Origin of the sequence: Erythrobacter sp., from assembly GCF_023653175.1 — a bacterium.
Taxonomy (GTDB): Bacteria; Pseudomonadota; Alphaproteobacteria; order Sphingomonadales; family Sphingomonadaceae; genus Erythrobacter.
The window spans coordinates 1-16,418 of sequence record NZ_JAMNXL010000076.1 but is presented as its reverse complement, the minus strand read 5'-3'; the positions used below and the strand labels follow the sequence as shown (position 1 = coordinate 16,418).

Sequence of the window (16,418 nt, the reverse complement as noted above, 5' to 3'; positions counted from 1 at the left end):
GAGGCCGCATGGGTGATCGCCCGGCGTGACTTTGTCGCGGTGCTGTTTTCCCGCGCCTTCCTGTTCTTCCTGCTCGGGCCGCTCTTCCCGGTGATCGTCGGCGGGCTCGCCGGGTCGATCGGCGGCGGGGTTCAGCGCGATGCGGTGAGCTACGAGGTCGGCGTCGCTATGGCCCCGGCCGATACCGCTGCGATGGTCTCGGCGGGCGAGCGCCTCGCCCCCCAGCTGCCCTTTTCGCTCCCCCGGCTCCAGCCCGTCCCCGAGGCGGCCGGGAACCCGGCCTTTGACGCGCGGGCCTTCATGGAGGCGCGCCAGGGCAACTACGCCGCGATCCTCACCGGCACGCCGCAGAGCCCGGTGCTGGTCGGAACCGAGGGCCAGATCGCGCGCTGGCAGGGCCCCGTCAGCCTTATCGCCGGCCACGCGCTTGCCGCCGAGCCTGCCGCCTTCCCGCCGGTCAGTGCCACGCCGGTCGCGACCAGCGCCGCCGACGAGCGCACCACCCGCATCCAGACCGCCCAGATCGCGCAGATGCTATTGTTCCTGCTGACGATGCTGCTCGCTGGCATGGTGCTCTCCAACCTCGTTGAGGAGAAGGCCAACAAGATCATCGAGATCCTCGCCGCCGCGATCCCGATGGATGCCGTGTTCATGGGCAAGCTGTTCGCGATGCTCGGCGTCTCCTTCGTCGGCATCACCGTGTGGGGCCTTGCTGGCTTCGCGCTGTTCGGCGGGGCGGGCGAGGTCATCACCCGCATGACCGGCTTCGACATCGCCAACCTCCCCGCGCCTGCGGTCGGCTGGCCGCTGTTCGTGGTGCTCGGCATCCTGTATTTCGCTATGGCCTATCTTCTGCTCGGCGCGCTGTTCCTGACGATCGGTTCGATGGCGACCTCGGTGCGCGAGGTGCAGACGCTCTCGATGCCGGTCACCATGCTCCAGCTGATGGTGTTCTTCCTTGCCGCATACACCATCAACCAGCCCGGCTCGGCGATGGAGATGGCGGCGATTGCCTTCCCGCTGTCCTCGCCCTTCGCCATGCTCGCCCGCGCCGCGATGGAGGGCGAGGTGTGGACCCACGCACTCGCGCTCGCCTGGCAGGCGCTCGCGGTGGTGGGGATCGTCAAGGCGGGTTCGCTGCTGTTCCGCAAGCGGGTGATGAAGTCGGGCGGAGCGGGGCGCGACAAGCGCCGCGCCAAGAACGGCAGGGGCGGTCGCGTGCCGGTCTGAGCCCGCGCCACTCGGCAAGCGCGGTTTCAGTCCCGATCTGCAACCCATATTGACATTGCTGTAAGTTGCGTCAGACTGCGACTCGGAACGGAGCGGCCCCACACCAGAAAGCCGCCCGACGGGAGACATTCATGGCCACCATCGCCCCCGCAACGCCCGGAATCCAGCGCCCGCAAGTGCGCCGCGAGCCTTCCGCCTACGATGCGCTCAAGGCCCATTTCGAAAACCACCCCGAGGAACGCCTCCACCATCCGCACCCGTGGGACGTCAGCCGCTCGGACATCTATTTCGAGGATCGCTGGCAGCCGGTGTTCGCCGAGATGCGCAAGGCCGGCCAGCTCCACTGGATCCCCGAAAGCCCCTTCGGCCCCTATTGGGCGGTGGTCGGCCACAAGGCGATCCAGCATATCGAGGCCCTGCCCGAAACCTTCTCGTCGAGCTGGGAGCATGGCGGGATCACCATTCTCAACCGCCTGACCGAAGAGGAAGCCGCCGCCGCCGGGGTCGATGCCCCGCGCGAGCTGCCGATGTTCATCGCCATGGACCGCCCGCAGCACACCGGCCAGCGCCGCACCGTCGCACCCAAGTTCACGCCCTCCGCAATCTCCGACATGGAAGCGGAGATCCGCGCCCGCACCGGCGAACTTCTGGATTCGCTGCCGCGCGGCGAGGTGTTCGATTGGGTCGACACCGTGTCGATCGAGCTCACCACCGGCATGCTCGCGATCCTGTTCGGCTTCCCCTGGGAAGACCGCCGGTTGCTCACCTTCTGGTCCGACTGGTCGGGCGACACCGAGCTGGCCACGGTGCGCGAGCTTGACGAGATGCGCTGGGGCATCCTCCAGGAGATGGCAGCCTATTTCCAGTCGCTCTGGATCGAGCGGACGATGGACAAGGAGCCGGGCAACGACCTGATCTCGATGATGCTCCACTCGCCCGCGATGAACCAGATGCGGCCCGAGGAATTCATGGGCAATCTGGTCCTGCTGATCGTCGGCGGCAACGATACCACCCGCAACACCATGAGCGGGATCATCCACGCGCTCGACAAGTTCCCCGACCAGCGCAAGCTCTTCGAGGAAGAGCCCGCGCTGATCCCCAATGCTGTGCAGGAAATCCTGCGCATGCAGGTGCCGCTGGCGCATATGCGCCGCACCTGCACCGAGGATACCGAGGTGTTCGGCCAGACCATCAAGGCCGGCGACAAGGTGGTGCTGTGGTACATCAGTGCCAACCGCGACGAAGAGGTGTTCGAGAACCCGGACAAGCTCGACATCAACCGCGAGAACGCCCGGCGTCACCTCGCCTTCGGCTACGGCATCCACCGCTGCGTCGGCGCGCGGCTTGCCGAGCTCCAGCTCCGCGTGCTGCTCGAGGAAATGCACAAGCGCCGGATGCGGGTGCATGTCGCGGGCGATGTCGAGCGGGTGCGCGCGAACTTCGTCCACGGCTTCCGCAAGCTCGAGGTCGAGATCACGACTTTTTGAAGGGGTGAAACCTGCGGGCCGTTTTCGACGTAAAAGGAGAGCGGGCACAGCGCCCGTTCCACGGAGATACCCATGCGCCTGCCCTTCCTGAACCGCCGCCGCCTGCTCGCCGCCAGCGCCGCGATTGGCGGCTTGCTGCCCTTCGTCAGCGCCTGCGGCGCTACGCCCGCCGAGGCCAAGTCCTTTCCCAAGGGCAAAACGCAAGCCGAGTGGAAGAAGCTGCTGACCCGCGACCAGTTCTACGTGCTGCGCGAGGCCGGGACCGAGCGCGCCTTCACCTCGCCGCTCAACAAGGAAAAGCGTAAGGGCACATTCGTGTGCGCAGCATGCAGCAACCGGCTCTATGCGTCGGACACCAAGTATGACAGTGGCACCGGCTGGCCGAGCTTCTGGCAGGCGATCGACAAGGGGGCCGTGGGCACCAGCACCGATTACCTGATCGGCTACCCGCGCACCGAAGTGCACTGCGCCGATTGCGGCGGACATCTGGGGCATATCTTCGGAGACGGGCCCAAGCCCACCGGCAAGCGCCACTGCATCAACGGCGTGGCGCTCAAGTTCGTGCCTGCCTGAGGCCGGGTCTAGGCTGCGGGCGCGGCGCTCTCTTCGAGCAGCGCCGGGGCCTGGAGCAGTGCTGCCAGCCGCGCGAAATCGCCGAGCGTGAAGGTGTCGTCGAACACCACGCCGTAGTGCTGGTCGCGCCGCCAGCGGACTTTGGCGCGCACCTCGCGCGGCTTGCCGCCGCCCAGCGCGGGCATGGCGATGCGCACGGTCTGGTCGATCGCCAGCAATTGGTCGCAGGTCAGCCGCGCGCCCTGCTGGGAGAAGTTCTCGACCAGCGCCTCGAACTGGCCGGCGAGCATGTTCACCGTCACCGGGAAGCACAGCGCGAGCCGGAGCCCGCGCTTGGGATAGTCGCTCGCTTCGTTGACGAGCTTCTCGACCTCGACCCCCTCGGCGAAGGTGAAGCCCGCCTCGTTGCCCATGTGCCAGACCCGCGCGATTTCGTAGACGGCTCCGGCCGGCATGTGCAGCGCGAAGTCCTTGCAGGATGGGAGGCCGTGAAACAGGCGCACGCTCACCCCGGTTTCGGAGACGTCGCGGATCACGCAGACGAACTCGCCCTGAGCCGACACCAGCTTGGCTGCCCGGATCAGCAGCGTGAAGCGCGGCGCGGCGCGCTGCTCGGCGCCGGGCTGGTCCGGAGTCGGCTCGAGGCGTGCGTGTTGGCTCGCTGGTTCCATGCCTGTTGTCCCAATCCGACAGCCCCTGGTCCTGGCACTGGCGAGACATGCGCGGGGCGGTCTGACCCCACGCTTCTCATGAGGGATTACGCAGGAAGGCGTTAAGGGGGATATAATGGCGGCCCCCGGCTGGTCGCATTGCGGCTGGGGAAAATGACGCCAGGCCAGTGGGCGGGCCTTGGTACGGGCGGCGGGACTCGAACCCGCAAGAGCAAAGCTCAGGGGATTTTAAGTCCCCGGCGTCTACCATTCCGCCACGCCCGCAATGCGCAGCCCTTGCCACAGATCGGCAGGCGAAGGCCAGAGCTTGCCCCCCCGCTTGCACCGAAGCTTGCCACCACCGCTGCAAGGCCCCATCTGGGCGGCTTACGGACTTTCACTTGGGACAAGCGCGTGATGGCGGGCGAGATGACAGACGCGCATTCGGTGGTCGAGACCATCCAGCCGGCGATCACGCTGCTGGGCCTCGGCATTGCCGCCGCGCTCGGCAGCCGGGCGCTGCGGCTGAACCCGATCGTGGGCTATCTCGGCATGGGACTGGGCCTCGCGAGCCTTGGCATGGCGGAGGATTTCAGCGGCGACGTGGTCGCGGCGATGGCCGAGGCGGGGGTGATGTTCCTGCTGTTCAACCTCGGCCTGCACTTCTCGCTGGGCCGGATCCGCGCCGAGGCGGGCAACATCTTCGGTTTCGGCAGCTTGCAGATGATCGTCGCGGGCGGGGCCTTTGCCGCGCTGTTCTGGGCTTTCGGCCTGCCGCCGACCTTTGCGGTGATCGCGGGCTTCGGGATGGGCCTGTCCTCGACCGCGGTGGTGATCGGCCTGATCCGCGAGCGCGATCAGGAGGATTGCCCGGTGGGCCGCGCGGCGCAATCGATCCTGATCTTTCAGGACATTGCCGCGATCCTGCTGCTGGTCACCGCAGGCGCGCTGGCGAGCGGCGGAGCACTCGCGCCCGCGCTCGGGATCGCCGGGGCCAAGGCGCTCGCCGCCTTCGCCATCGCTGTGCTGTTCGCACGCTATCTCACCGAGCCATTGTTCGGCCTGATCGCCCGCGCGGGCACGACCGAGGTCTACACCGCCACCGCGCTGTTCATCGCGCTCGCCGCCGGGTGGGCGACGGGGATGGCGGGGCTGTCGCTGACGCTGGGCGCCTTCCTCGGCGGCATGGCGGTCGCGGATTCGCGCTATCGCATCCTGGTGCAGACCGAGATCGACGCCTTCCGCGGGCTGTTCATGAGCTTCTTCTTCATCTCGGTCGGCCTGTCGATCGACCCCGCACAGCTGGTCGCCGACTGGCAGCTGGTAGTGGCGATGACCCTCGGGGTGATCGCGGCGAAATGCGCCTTCAACGTGATCGCCGCACTGCTCAACCGCTGGTCGGTGCCGGGCTCGATCCAATTGGGCTTCCTGCTCGGGCAGGGGAGCGAGTTCACGCTGGTGCTGCTGGCGCTGCCCGCGGTCGCCGGACTGGCCGAGCCGCGACTGGTCTCGGCGATGGTTACAGCGATCGCGATCAGCCTGGCCGCGACGCCTTTTGTATCCAATTTGGGCCGCAAGCTTGCCGGGCGCCTGCGCGCCGGCCCGCCCGACGCGAAGATGGCGGGCGACAACGCGCCGATCGTGATCATCGGCATGACCCCCGCGGGGCGCGCGGTGGCCGATGCGCTCGCCTATAACGAAGTCGATTACCTTGCGCTCGAGCCCGATCACGACCGCTTCCAGATCGCGCTCGCCGATGGCTACCACGTCCACCGCGCCAACCCCGCCGACCCGAGGAGCTGGGACGCGATCGGGATGGACCGCCGTCAGGTGCTGGTGATCGCGACCGGCGTGACCGACGTCTCGCGCGAGCTCACCCCGCTGGTCGAGACCCGCGCGCCGACGATGACGCGGATCATCGCGGTGCCGGGGGCTGAAGATATCGACGACATGGCCGCGCTCGGCATGCTGCCGGTCGACATGAGCATGAGCGGCGGCGGCGAGCGCCTCACCGAACTGGTGTTCGCCGCGCTCGGCGTGGAGCGCGCGCTGCCCGTCCCCAGCCTCGCCCATGATGATCCGTTGCCCCGCGCGGCGTAATTTGCTTTTCGCTCGCCCCTCCGGGCGAGCGTCCTCGGTGCGTTTTGATCCCTGCGGGATCGAGCACCTGCGGGCGCCCGTTCGGGCTTGCGGCCCCTTCGGGGCCGATGTGTCTTGGCTTGCGTGCCCGCCTCCGCGGGCACGTCCTCGGTGCTGTTTCAAGTCCTGCGGACTTGAGCACCTGCGGCTCGCGCGCGTGCGCTCGCGGTCGCTGCGCGACCGATACCGGCGCATCAAATCAGGGTCGCGGTGATCCGGCCCGCCAACGGACGGGCCGCAAGGCCGAACGGCCGCCCGCAGGCGCCCCGGAGCGAAGCGGAGGGAATAGCGTCGAGGACGAGGGCGCGGAGGCGCCCTCGCAATTCACTTGTTCAAACGCTCGCGGATTTCCTTGCCGGCCTTGAAGTAGGGCACGCGCTTCGAAGGCACGTCCACCGTTTCGCCGGTGCGCGGGTTGCGCCCGCTTCTCGCCTCGCGCTCGCGGGTCGAGAACGCGCCGAAGCCGCGCAGCTCCACGCGGCCACCCTCGGCGAGCCGCTGCGCGATCTCGTCAAAGAAGATATCCACCACCTGCTCGATCTCGTCGGCGCGGAGGTCTGGGTTGTCCTTGTGCAATTCCTGCAACAGTTCGGATCTGATCATGCCGATCTCCCGGCGGCCAATGTGGCCCGACCACATTGACGCCGCTATGCGGGTTACCCCGTCGTTTATGTTACTCGCCTCCGACCCGTGAGGCTGCCCCTTTAATCCCAGGCGTGCGGCTTTTGCAACCCGCCGCCCGAGATTGCATACAAAGTGTCACACTGCGGGAGATAGCGCAACCTACAGCGCTGTAAGTTAGGAATTTGTCAGGAGGCCGGCGCAAGATCCGCCGGATCGAGCCCGAGCCGCGCCATCCGGTTGCGGATCTCGGGCCATTCCTCGCGCAGGAAGGTCTCGCGTTCGGCACTGCGCAGGCGCTCGGCGGCGCCGCGCACGACATACATGCCCACGCCGCGCTGCACCTCGACGAGGCCATCGTTCTGGAACTGCTGGTAGGCCTTGGCGACGGTCAGCGGATTCGCCCCCTGTTCGGCCGCGAGCGCGCGCACCGAGGGCAGCATCGCCCCTTCCGGATAGACCCCGTCGATGATCGCCGCCGCGATCTGATCGCGCAGCTTGAGGTAGACGGGGCGGTTGGAGTTCATAGGTGCTGGGGTCCCTTACGAGGTGCATCAGTGCCATAATACAGCCATGCGGTCAAGGCGGGGGGAGCCTTTGGTTTGCGTGCCCGCCTCTGCGTGCACATGCTCGGCGAGCCTCCGTCGCTTCGCCCCGGATCGCTTGCGGCTCGCGCGCGTGCGCTCGCGGCATGTCCGATGGCGGACCGGGGCAGTGACTCCCCCGGGCGTTCCATTACGCTCCCACGCAACAAATGCTTCACACTCGCGCAACACGCGCTAGGGTGCGCGCCCATGGGACCGCGCCCGGGAGGGGCGCACTTCAGGGATATTCGTTTACATGGCCACAACTGAGCTTCCGCACGGGGACAGCGCCGGGACATTCCTCGGCCACCCCAAGGGTCTGTTCGTTCTGTTCTTCGCCGAAATGTGGGAGCGCTTCTCCTACTACGGGATGCGGGCGCTGCTGATCTTCTACCTCACCAAGCACTGGCTGTTCGACGATGCGCAGGCCGGCGTCATCTACGGCGCCTATACCGCGCTAGTCTACATCACTCCGGTGCTGGGCGGCTATCTGGCCGACAAGTATCTCGGCCAGCGCAAGGCGGTGACCTATGGCGCGGTGCTGCTGACCTTCGGCCACTTCCTGATGGGCTTTGAGGGCAATGGCGGACAGGATGCGGCGAGCCTCAGCCTCTTCTGGCTGGCGCTGGCCTTCATCATCGTCGGCTCGGGCTTCCTCAAGGCGAACATCTCGGTGATCGTCGGCCAGCTCTACCCGCGCACCGATGTGCGCCGCGACGGGGCCTACACGATTTTCTACATGGGGATTAACCTCGGCGCGGCGCTCGGGTCGCTGCTGTGCGGCTATCTGGGCGAGACTTATGGCTGGTCCTACGGCTTCGGCGCGGCGGGCTTCGGGATGCTGCTCGGGCTGATCGTGTTCACCGTGTTCAAGCCGCTGCTGCTGGGGCGCGGCGAGCCGAGCGACCCGGTGAAGCTCGCAAGCCCGGTGATGGGCGTCAAGCTCGAATGGTTGCTTTACGCGGTCGGTCTGGTCGCAGTGCTCACCTGCTGGTGGCTGGTGCAGAATCAGGCTGTGGTCGGCACCCTACTGGGCGTGGGCGGCACGATCCTGATCCTGTATGTGCTGGGCGAGGCGACCTTCCGTTTCGTTCACGGGTCTTATGCGGCATCACCCACACTGCCGCTGGCGATATTCGGTCTCGGCGGACTGATGGCGATTGTCGCGTTTGTCGGCATGTTCCTCGAAAGCCTGTCCGAATCCGCCGCGCTGAACCTGGCTTTGGCCGGTTTCGGCGTGTCGCTGCTCGTGGTCATCTGGCAATCGCTGATCAACCGCAACGAGGACCGCGACCGTATCTTCGCCGCAATGTTCCTGATTGTCGGCTCGATCCTGTTCTGGGCGCTGTTCGAACAGGCGGGTTCGTCACTCAATCTGTACACTGATCGCCATGTTAATCGCACGATCTTTGGTTTCGATGTGCCGGCTTCGATGTTCCAGTCGATCAATGCGATCTACATTGTACTGCTGGCGCCGCTCTTTGCATGGCTGTGGACGTCGCTGGGTCGGCGCGGCCTTGAACCTTCGACCCCGGCGAAGTTCGGGCTTGCACTGATGCAGCTGGGAGCTGGCTTCCTGGTGCTGGTGGCAGGCGCTGCGACCGGAAACATGACGCCCGTCATCTTCATCTTCCTGATCTACCTGCTCCACACCACTGGCGAGCTGTGCCTTTCCCCCGTGGGCCTTTCGGCGATGAACCGGCTGGCTCCGGCGCACATGGCATCGCTGATCATGGGGACCTGGTTCTTCGCCTCGGCCACCGGGAACTTCGTGGCGGGTCTGATCGCAGCGGCCACAGGTTCGGAAGCGGCCTCGGGCGAAGGCGCGGGCAAGGAGGTCGTGCTCGGAGTCTATAGCCAGATCGGCTGGATTGCGATTGCGGTCGGCGTCGGCGTGCTGGTCATCAGCCCGCTGATCAAGAAGCTGATGCACTTGGACACCCTGCGCGACGACAGCCCGATGGCCGAGATCGAGGACGTCTTCGGCGACACCCCGCCCGCCGCGCGTCCGGCCGAGTAACGCCCGCCGGACACATAATTCGTCCGGCAGCATGGACAAACCTCGCGTTTTCCGTTCCAACGGGGGAGGAGCGGAATAACGCGAGGTTTGAATGTTTCGAGACACGAAGTGGCGTGCCCGGGCCGGCGCGCTGACCACCCTCGCAAGCGCGCTCGCGCTGATAGCGGGGGCCACCGTTGCTGACGCCAAGGAGCGGGGCAAGAAGAAGGGCAAGGACGAGGAGGCCGCAGAGGCTCCCGCCTTCGCCGCGATGAAGGCCGGCGAAGCGGTCTTCCCCTCGACCTACAAGCACTTCCCCAATGTCGCGACCGCCATCACAGGCGCGACCGTCTATGACGGGCGCGGCAAGCGAATCGAGAACGGCGTCGTGTTCATGTCGGGCGGCAAGATCGTCGCGGTCGGCGGGCCCGACACGCCTATCCCTGCCGACATCGCGGTGTTCGACGGCACGGGCAAGTTCGTCACCCCCGGCATCATCGACATCCACTCGCACCTCGGCGATTACCCCTCGCCCGGGGTCGACGCGCACTCTGACGGCAACGAGGCGACCAGCCCTACCACGCCCGAGGTCTGGGCCGAACACTCGGTCTGGCCGCAGGACCCCGGCTTCAGCCGCGCGCTCGCCAATGGCGGGATCACTGCCTTGCAGATCCTCCCCGGCTCGGCGAACCTGATGGGCGGGCGCTCGGTCACGCTCAAGAACGTGCCCGCGCGCACCATGCAGGGGATGAAGTTCCCCGGCGCGCCCTACTCGATGAAAATGGCCTGCGGGGAGAACCCCAAGCGCGTCTATGGCGATCGCGGGCGGATGCCCTCGACCCGCATGGGCAACCTTGCAGTCAACCGCGAAACGTGGCTCGGCGCGATCGATTACGCGAACGATCCGAAAGCCAAGCGCGATCTCGGCAAGGAGACGCTGGTCGGCGTGCTCAAGGGCGAGATCCTGATCCAGAACCACTGCTACCGCGCCGACGAGATGGCGCTGGTCATGGATATGGCCAAGGAGATGGGCTACAAGGTCACCGCCTTCCACCACGCGGTCGAGGCCTACAAGATCGCCGACCTGCTGCGCGAGAACGACGTCTGCAGCGCGATCTGGGCCGATTGGTACGGCTTCAAGATGGAGAGCTATGACGGCATCCTCGAGAATGCCGCCTTCCTCCAGCGCGAGGGTGCCTGCGTGGTGATCCACTCGGACGATGCCAACGACATCCAGCGCCTGAACCAGGAAGCCGCAAAGGCGCAGGCCGCCGGATTGCGCTTGGGGATCGAGATTACCGATGCGACCGTGATCGGCTGGATCACCTACAATGCTGCCAAGGCGATGGGGATCGGCGACATGACCGGCAGTCTCGAGACCGGCAAGATGGCCGATGTGGTGCTGTGGAACGGTGATCCGCTGTCGGTCTATTCGCGCCCCGAGAAGGTGTGGATCGACGGTGCGCTGATGTTCGATGCGCTCAATCCCAAGACGCGCCCGGTGAGCGATTTCGAGCTGGGCCAGCCCGGTGAAGGAGACGTGAAGTGAAAAAGCTCATCTCCCTCGGCGCCATCAGCGCGATCGCTCTTGTCGCCGCCGCGCCTGCCATGGCGCAGGACGTCACGATCACCAATGCCCGGGTCGTCATCGGTGACGGCAGCGAGCCGATCGAGGGCGGCACCGTGGTCGTCTCCGCCGGGAAGGTGGTCTATGCCGGCCCCGCCAGCGGCGCCCCTGCGGGCGGCGCGGGGGTCGATGCCAAGGGGGCCTATGTCACCCCCGGCATCTTCGCGACCGTAACCACCCTCGGCCTTTCGGATGTCGGTGCGGTGAGCGAGACCGAGGACTCGCGCGCCGCTGCCTCGCCGTTCAGCGCTGCGCTCGATGCGGCGGCCGCCATCAACCCGGTCTCGCAGCATATCCTCGTCCACCGCGCCGCCGGGATTACCCGTGCAGCCACCGCCACCGTGCCGACCGGCTCGATCTTTGCAGGACAGGGCGCGATCATCGACCTCGATGGCGACGCGACCCCGGTGACGCAGGCGCGTGCGTTCCAGATGGTCGATCTGGGCGAGAACGGCGCGCGCCTCGCCGGCGGCAGCCGCCCGGCGGCGCACATGCTGCTGCGCGCGAGCTTGCGCGAGGCGCAGGCGCTGGCGGGCAAGACCGGCACGCCGCAGACGACCGAGATCGTCAAGGACGACGAGGTGCTGCTCAGCCGCTTCGATGCCGAGGCGCTGGTGCCGGTGGTGACAGGCAAGCAGAAGCTCTATGTCGCGGCCGAGCGCGCCTCCGACATCCGCGCCGCGCTGGCGCTGAAGGCCGAGTTCCCCGCGCTCGATCTGGTGCTGGTCGGCGCGACCGAGGGCTGGCTGGTCGCGGGCGAGATCGCCGCCGCCAAGGTGCCGGTGATCGCCAACGGCCTCAATGATCTGCCAGAGACCTTCGAGCAGCTGGGCGCGACCCAGTCCAACGCCGGGCGCATGCTGCGCGCCGGGGTCAAGGTCGCGATCAACGCCGCCACGATGCAGGACCCGCGCCGCTTGCCGCAGGTGGCGGGGAATCTCGTGGCGCTGAACCGGCTTCCGGGCGCTGCGGGTATGAGCTGGGGGCAGGCCTTCGCCGCGATCAGCTCGGTTCCGGCCGAGATCAGCGGCATGGGCGGCAAGGCGGGGGTGTTGAAGCCCGGCGCGCTGGGCGATGTGGTGATCTGGAGCGAAGACCCGCTCGAGGCCGGGGCGGTGCCCACGCAGGTGTTCATCGGCGGGATCAAACAGGATCTCACCAACCACCAGACCCGCCTGCGCGATCGCTACCGCGACCTTGACGAAAGCCAGCGGCCCGAGGCCTACGACTGGTGATGCGCGGAGCCCTTTTAACGGCGGCCGCGCTCCTCGCCGCCGCAGCCCCCGCCGCCGCGCAGGACAAGGCGCCCGACCCCAACGCCCAGAACCCGGCGTGGCACGCGCAGCAGCAGCTCTACCTCCTCGGTCTCAAGGCCGAAGACGGCTGGTACACCGCCGAGGGGGGCTTGCGCTGGCGCTGGCTGAAGTATCTCGCGTCGGACAGGAAACCCAAGGTCTCGGACGTGGTCACCGTCCATTACGAGGGCAAACTGCTCGACGGGACGGTGTTCGACAGCTCCTACGCGCGCGGCCAACCGGCGACCTTCCCGCTGAACCGGCTGGTTCCCGGCTGGCAGATCGCCATTCCGAACATGGGCGTGGGCGAGATCATCGAGATCGCGATCCCCGCCGACCTCGCCTACGGCCCGGTCGGGCGCGGGCCGATCCCCGGCAATGCGACGCTGGTGTTCAAGGTCGAACTGATCGCGATTGGCGGCTAGCTCGCCTGCGGCGGCGACGGCGGCCATGCCGGGGCCGCCTCGCCCTCGGCATAGAGGTGCGCCGCGCTCCAGCCTGCCATTTCGGTGAACAGCCCCGCGAGCGCGCGCGCCTTGTCGGTCAGCACATAGCGCGCGCGCTTGCCTTCGGGCGGGTCGCGGCGGAGCAGCCCCGCCTCCTGCAGGATCGCGAGCCGCGAGGTCAGCGCGGCGCGGTTGATGCCGAGCCGCGCGATGAAATCCTCGAACCGATCCGCGCCGAGAAATGCATCGCGCAGGATCAGCAGCACCCAGCGATCGCCGAGCACGCGCGCGGCGCGGGCGACGGGGCAGGGTGCGCGCGAGGGGATGTAGGTCTTCATCCGTCTGATTATCAGACTTGTGCACGCGGATGGCAAGGCGCATAAAGTCTGCGAATCAGACCTAAGGAGCCTGCCCCCATGTCGACCCCCCCCGCCTCGCGCTTCGACAGCCCCGAAGCCGCGATCGCCTACATGAAGAAGGTCGCGGTCGCGCGCTCGGGCTTTTCCAGCTGGCTCGCGGTCGAGCCGTTGAAGGTGTGGCAGGGGGAGAGCGAACTCACCCTCGAGCTTCGCCGCGAGATGACCCAGCACCACGGCTATGCCCATGGCGCGATCGTCGGGTTGATGGCGGACAATGCCTGCGCCTGGGCGGGGGCATCGGTCGCGGGCGATGTGGTGACCGGAGGCTACACCATCGACTTCCTGCGCCCGGCCAAGGGCGAGCGGCTGCGCGCGCGCGGCACCGTGATCAAGGCCGGAAAGCGCCAGGTGGTGGTGCGCGCCGATGTCTGGGCGGAGAGCGAGGGCGCCGCGCCGGTCCATGTTGCCGCCGCCCAGGCGACCATCGTGCCGACCGGGATCATCGTCTAGATCGGCAGCTAGGCGGCGCGGCTAACCCATGTTAGCTGTGCGTGCATGGATGGGGACCTGATCACGCTCGCCGCGGCCAATGCCGCTTTCGTCGGCTCACACTTCGCGATGTCGCACCCGCTGAGGGCGCCGCTGGTGAAGGCGCTGGGGGCGGGAGGCTTCACGCTTGCCTATACGGTGGTGAGCTTTGCGACGCTGGGCTGGGTGGCCCATGCCTTTGCGGTCGCGCCGGGGGCAGACCTGCCGGGCTCGGGCGAGGCGGGGTGGATCGTGGCAACGATCATCACCTGGTTCGCCATGGTGCTGCTGGCGGGCTCGCTGATCGGCAATCCGGCGCTCCCCACGCCGATGGCGGAAGCGCAGGCGAGGGCCGAGCCCAAGGGCGTGTTCCGCGTCACCCGCCACCCGATGATGTGGGGGATCGGGTTGTGGGCGCTGTCGCACATGGTGCTGTTCTGGAGCACCCGCACGATGATCACCGCCTTTGCGATGGGCGTGCTGGCGCTGGTCGGTTCGAAGTTGCAGGACGGCAAGAAGGCGAAGCTGATGGGCGAGGCCTGGGCCGAATGGTCAAGCCGCACCTCCTGGTGGCCGCGCCTCGGGCAATTCTTCAGCGTCGGCGCGGTGCCGCTGGCGGCGGGCACGGCGCTTTGGCTCGCGGGAAGTTGGGTGCACCTCTGGCACGCCGGGATTCCGGCGGGCGTTTGGAAGTGGCTGTAGCTGCGGCGGGCTAGACGAAGCCAAGCGCCAGCGCGATCCCGTAAAGCACCATCACCGCAAATAGCACCCAGCCCGCGCGGTCAAACGCGCGCCGCAGCGGCGACAGCGGCGGAGCGGGTGGCGGGGGCGGAACGGGAGGCGGCTGGCGCGCGTCAAAATGGCGTTTGATCAGCGTTTCGGCCTCGGCGAGCGGCTGCACTGCGCCGTCCTTGCCGAGACGCACAGTCCCTGCATCGGCGTCGACATGCACCGCAAGGCCATATAACCCGTTCGGCCAGCGGCGCAGGCCGAGGACGAACCGTCCGGGCCGCTCACCCCACATCACCGTGCCATCCAGCCGCTCATCGGTGAGCGCGAGGATCACTGCGCCACTCCCAACATCACGCACTTCCGGGGTGGCGGCCCACTGCCCGTTCATTCTTTCGCTCATCCGATAGGTCACCTCGAAGCGCCCATCGGGCGAGGTTTCCGTCTCGGTGTCGCTCACGGACCTATTCCCCCCGGAACACCGCGCCGCGCTTTTCGATCAGCGCCGCAACGCCCTCGGCATGGTCGGCAGTGGTGTGCATCATAGCTTGGGTGTTGGCGGCGAGCTCGAGCGCGGTGTCGTAGCTGGTCTGTTGTCCCTGCCGCAGCAGGTTCTTGGTGTGGCGCAGCGCGTGCGGGGGGAGCAGCGCGATCCGGCCGGCGAGTGCGCGCGCCTCGTCCATCAGCGTCTCGGCGGGCACAACGCGGCTGACGAGGCCCCAGTCCTTGGCGGTCGCGGCGTCGATCACGTCGCCGGTGTAGAACAGCTCGGCCGCGCGGCTCATGCCGATCACGCGGGGCAGGATCCACGTGCCGCCATCGCCGGGGATGATCCCGAGCTTGAGGAAGGTCACGCCGAACTTGGCGCTTTCCGAAGCGATGCGGATGTCGGCGAGGCAGGCGACATCGCAGCCCAGCCCGATCGCCGGGCCGTTGACCGCCGCGATCAGGGGGACGCGAAGGCCATAGAGCGCGCGCAGCATCAGGTGGATATTGTCGCGATAGCCGTCCGAGATCGCCGGGGTGGTGCCGCCGAAGGTGCCGGTCTTGTTCTGCATCGCCTTGACGTCGCCGCCCGCGCTGAACGCCCGCCCCGCGCCGGTGAGGATCACCACCCGGCACTCCATGTCGCGGTTGATCGCATTGGCGGCACTGACGAACGCGTCCCCGTCGCCCGGCGCGCCGAGCGGGTTCATGCTCTCCGCACGGTCGAGCCTCAGAATTGTAACGGGGCCTTCGCGGCTTATCTGGATGAGGGACATGGGGGCCTTTCGCGGGCTTCGTGAGCTGGTCAGGCTTGCGTAAAGATCGCAGGGGTAAAGGGCAAGAATCGTGGAAGACGCGCGCCGATCCGGGGGGGCAGAGGCGCAGACGAAAGGATTGCGATGCCCGGACTTGCGCTGCTGTCGACCTCGCCCGCGCTGCTGAGCGCGGCGCTGGGCGTTGCGATGCCCGCCACTCACGCCCCCACCATCGCGCTTCCTCCGCCGCCGCTGGCTGAACGCCGCACCGTGCTGCCGCTCGGCTGGAGCCTCGCCGCGGCGCAGAATGCCCCCGCTGAGCCGCCGGTCACCGAGATCGTGGTCGAAGGCGAAGTCGGCCCGCCCAAGAGCGATCCGGCCGAGGCGATCAACGAAGAAAGCTACCGCGTCACCCAGGCGGTCGACGAAGCGCTGGTCGAGCCTGTCGCCAACGCCTATCGCGACGGCCTGCCCGAACCGGTGCGCGACGGCCTCGGCAATGTGGTGAAGAACCTTGGTGAGCCAAGCGTCGCGCTCAATTTCCTGCTCCAGGGCAAGGTCGGCAAGGCGTTCGAGACGCTCGGGCGGCTGGCGATCAATTCGACCGTGGGTGTGGGCGGGCTGTTTGATGTGGCGGAGAAGAAGGCAGACCTGCCCTATCGTCGTAACGGCTTTGCCAACACGCTGGGCTTCTACGGGGTCGGATCGGGCCCCTATCTGTATCTGCCCGTGACGGGCGCGACGTCGTTGCGCGATCTGGTGGGGAGCACGCTCGATCAGGCGCTGCTGCCGGTTGCGGTGGGCGATCCGTTCAACCGGCTCGAATATGCGGCGACCTATTTCGTCATCAACGGCCTCGACCAGCGGCTCGCCTTCGACGAGGAGATCGCGAGCATTCGCGCTTCGGACG

Annotated in this window: 17 protein-coding genes and 1 tRNA gene; 11 read left to right on the top strand and 7 right to left on the bottom strand. The window is 67.4% G+C overall.

Annotated elements, in window-relative coordinates:
- From NBV68_RS10055 to msrB, 3 genes are all read left to right on the top strand, one after another.
- A partial coding sequence (locus NBV68_RS10055) for an ABC transporter permease (RefSeq protein ID WP_296309415.1) occupies positions 1–1,230 on the top strand: 1,230 nt, incomplete at its 5' end.
- A gap of 131 nt (positions 1,231–1,361) precedes the next feature.
- Positions 1,362–2,717 (top strand): cytochrome P450, encoded by a 1,356-nt coding sequence (locus NBV68_RS10050; RefSeq protein ID WP_296309413.1) that lies wholly within the window; start codon positions 1,362–1,364, stop codon positions 2,715–2,717.
- A gap of 72 nt (positions 2,718–2,789) precedes the next feature.
- Entirely contained in the window at positions 2,790–3,290 is a 501-nt protein-coding gene (gene msrB, locus NBV68_RS10045; RefSeq protein ID WP_296309411.1) for a peptide-methionine (R)-S-oxide reductase MsrB, read from the top strand.
- Positions 3,291–3,298: 8 nt separating this feature from the next.
- Here the strand turns inward: msrB and NBV68_RS10040 are convergent, their stop codons facing one another.
- Together NBV68_RS10040 and NBV68_RS10035 are read right to left on the bottom strand one after the other, a co-directional pair.
- Complete coding sequence (locus tag NBV68_RS10040) at positions 3,299–3,961, bottom strand: PilZ domain-containing protein (protein ID WP_296309407.1); 663 nt, start codon at positions 3,959–3,961, stop codon at positions 3,299–3,301.
- A 179-nt stretch (positions 3,962–4,140) separates the two neighbouring features.
- Positions 4,141–4,225: transfer RNA gene (locus NBV68_RS10035), tRNA-Leu, on the bottom strand.
- A gap of 144 nt (positions 4,226–4,369) precedes the next feature.
- On the opposite strand from NBV68_RS10035, the gene NBV68_RS10030 reads away from it, so the two are divergent.
- Positions 4,370–6,040: a cation:proton antiporter gene (locus tag NBV68_RS10030; RefSeq protein ID WP_296309405.1), complete on the top strand. Its 1,671-nt coding sequence runs from the start codon at positions 4,370–4,372 to the stop codon at positions 6,038–6,040.
- A gap of 363 nt (positions 6,041–6,403) precedes the next feature.
- Here the strand turns inward: NBV68_RS10030 and NBV68_RS10025 are convergent, their stop codons facing one another.
- Entirely contained in the window at positions 6,404–6,682 is a 279-nt protein-coding gene (locus tag NBV68_RS10025) for an integration host factor subunit beta (protein WP_073974563.1), read from the bottom strand.
- A gap of 206 nt (positions 6,683–6,888) precedes the next feature.
- Positions 6,889–7,227: a GntR family transcriptional regulator gene (locus NBV68_RS10020; RefSeq protein WP_296309402.1), complete on the bottom strand. Its 339-nt coding sequence runs from the start codon at positions 7,225–7,227 to the stop codon at positions 6,889–6,891.
- A gap of 313 nt (positions 7,228–7,540) precedes the next feature.
- Between NBV68_RS10020 and NBV68_RS10015 the strand changes: the two genes are divergently transcribed.
- The 4 genes from NBV68_RS10015 to NBV68_RS10000 all read left to right on the top strand — a co-directional run bounded on the left by NBV68_RS10015 (position 7,541) and on the right by NBV68_RS10000 (position 12,630).
- On the top strand, positions 7,541–9,304 hold the full coding sequence (locus NBV68_RS10015) for a peptide MFS transporter (protein ID WP_296309399.1): 1,764 nt from the start codon (positions 7,541–7,543) through the stop codon (positions 9,302–9,304).
- Between the two features lie 250 nt (positions 9,305–9,554).
- Positions 9,555–10,832, top strand: coding sequence for an amidohydrolase (locus NBV68_RS10010; protein ID WP_296309420.1), 1,278 nt, complete (start codon positions 9,555–9,557; stop codon positions 10,830–10,832).
- Entirely contained in the window at positions 10,829–12,145 is a 1,317-nt protein-coding gene (locus NBV68_RS10005; RefSeq protein WP_296309397.1) for an amidohydrolase family protein, read from the top strand. The genes NBV68_RS10010 and NBV68_RS10005 overlap by 4 nt, the downstream gene beginning before the upstream one ends.
- Positions 12,145–12,630, top strand: coding sequence for an FKBP-type peptidyl-prolyl cis-trans isomerase (locus tag NBV68_RS10000; RefSeq protein ID WP_296309418.1), 486 nt, complete (start codon positions 12,145–12,147; stop codon positions 12,628–12,630). Before NBV68_RS10005 ends, NBV68_RS10000 begins: the two co-directional genes overlap by 1 nt.
- Here the strand turns inward: NBV68_RS10000 and NBV68_RS09995 are convergent.
- Positions 12,627–12,989 carry a helix-turn-helix domain-containing protein gene (locus tag NBV68_RS09995; RefSeq protein ID WP_296309394.1) on the bottom strand — a complete coding sequence of 121 codons (363 nt, stop codon included), beginning with the start codon at positions 12,987–12,989 and terminating at the stop codon, positions 12,627–12,629. The genes NBV68_RS10000 and NBV68_RS09995 overlap by 4 nt on opposite strands.
- Before the next feature lie 78 nt (positions 12,990–13,067).
- On the opposite strand from NBV68_RS09995, the gene NBV68_RS09990 reads away from it, so the two are divergent.
- Together NBV68_RS09990 and NBV68_RS09985 are read left to right on the top strand one after the other, a co-directional pair.
- A complete protein-coding gene (locus NBV68_RS09990) occupies positions 13,068–13,520 on the top strand; it encodes a PaaI family thioesterase (RefSeq protein ID WP_296309392.1) in 453 nt (150 codons plus the stop codon).
- Positions 13,521–13,565: 45 nt separating this feature from the next.
- Positions 13,566–14,240 (top strand): NnrU family protein, encoded by a 675-nt coding sequence (locus NBV68_RS09985; RefSeq protein WP_296309390.1) that lies wholly within the window; start codon positions 13,566–13,568, stop codon positions 14,238–14,240.
- A 10-nt stretch (positions 14,241–14,250) separates the two neighbouring features.
- Here NBV68_RS09985 and NBV68_RS09980 read toward each other — a convergent pair whose 3' ends face one another.
- Positions 14,251–14,727, bottom strand: a complete 477-nt coding sequence (locus NBV68_RS09980) for a hypothetical protein (protein WP_296309387.1) — start codon at positions 14,725–14,727, stop codon at positions 14,251–14,253.
- A 4-nt stretch (positions 14,728–14,731) separates the two neighbouring features.
- A complete protein-coding gene (locus NBV68_RS09975) occupies positions 14,732–15,529 on the bottom strand; it encodes a crotonase/enoyl-CoA hydratase family protein (RefSeq protein ID WP_296309384.1) in 798 nt (265 codons plus the stop codon).
- A gap of 123 nt (positions 15,530–15,652) precedes the next feature.
- Here NBV68_RS09975 and NBV68_RS09970 point away from each other — a divergent pair.
- A partial coding sequence (locus NBV68_RS09970; RefSeq protein WP_296309379.1) for a VacJ family lipoprotein occupies positions 15,653–16,418 on the top strand: 766 nt, incomplete at its 3' end.

Bases quoted from the DNA above. Each gene is read 5' to 3' on its own strand.
- msrB (WP_296309411.1), top strand. From the start codon at position 2,790: ATGCGCCTGCCCTTCCTGAACCGCCGCCGCCTGCTCGCCGCCAGCGCC.
- NBV68_RS10015 (WP_296309399.1), top strand. From the start codon at position 7,541: ATGGCCACAACTGAGCTTCCGCACGGGGACAGCGCCGGGACATTCCTC.
- NBV68_RS10020 (WP_296309402.1), bottom strand. From the start codon at position 7,227: ATGAACTCCAACCGCCCCGTCTACCTCAAGCTGCGCGATCAGATCGCG.
- NBV68_RS10025 (WP_073974563.1), bottom strand. From the start codon at position 6,682: ATGATCAGATCCGAACTGTTGCAGGAATTGCACAAGGACAACCCAGAC.
- NBV68_RS10040 (WP_296309407.1), bottom strand. From the start codon at position 3,961: ATGGAACCAGCGAGCCAACACGCACGCCTCGAGCCGACTCCGGACCAG.
- NBV68_RS09995 (WP_296309394.1), bottom strand. From the start codon at position 12,989: ATGAAGACCTACATCCCCTCGCGCGCACCCTGCCCCGTCGCCCGCGCC.
- NBV68_RS09990 (WP_296309392.1), top strand. From the start codon at position 13,068: ATGTCGACCCCCCCCGCCTCGCGCTTCGACAGCCCCGAAGCCGCGATC.
- NBV68_RS09975 (WP_296309384.1), bottom strand. From the start codon at position 15,529: ATGTCCCTCATCCAGATAAGCCGCGAAGGCCCCGTTACAATTCTGAGG.
- NBV68_RS09985 (WP_296309390.1), top strand. From the start codon at position 13,566: ATGGATGGGGACCTGATCACGCTCGCCGCGGCCAATGCCGCTTTCGTC.
- NBV68_RS10050 (WP_296309413.1), top strand. From the start codon at position 1,362: ATGGCCACCATCGCCCCCGCAACGCCCGGAATCCAGCGCCCGCAAGTG.
- NBV68_RS10000 (WP_296309418.1), top strand. From the start codon at position 12,145: ATGCGCGGAGCCCTTTTAACGGCGGCCGCGCTCCTCGCCGCCGCAGCC.
- NBV68_RS10030 (WP_296309405.1), top strand. From the start codon at position 4,370: ATGACAGACGCGCATTCGGTGGTCGAGACCATCCAGCCGGCGATCACG.
- NBV68_RS10010 (WP_296309420.1), top strand. From the start codon at position 9,555: ATGAAGGCCGGCGAAGCGGTCTTCCCCTCGACCTACAAGCACTTCCCC.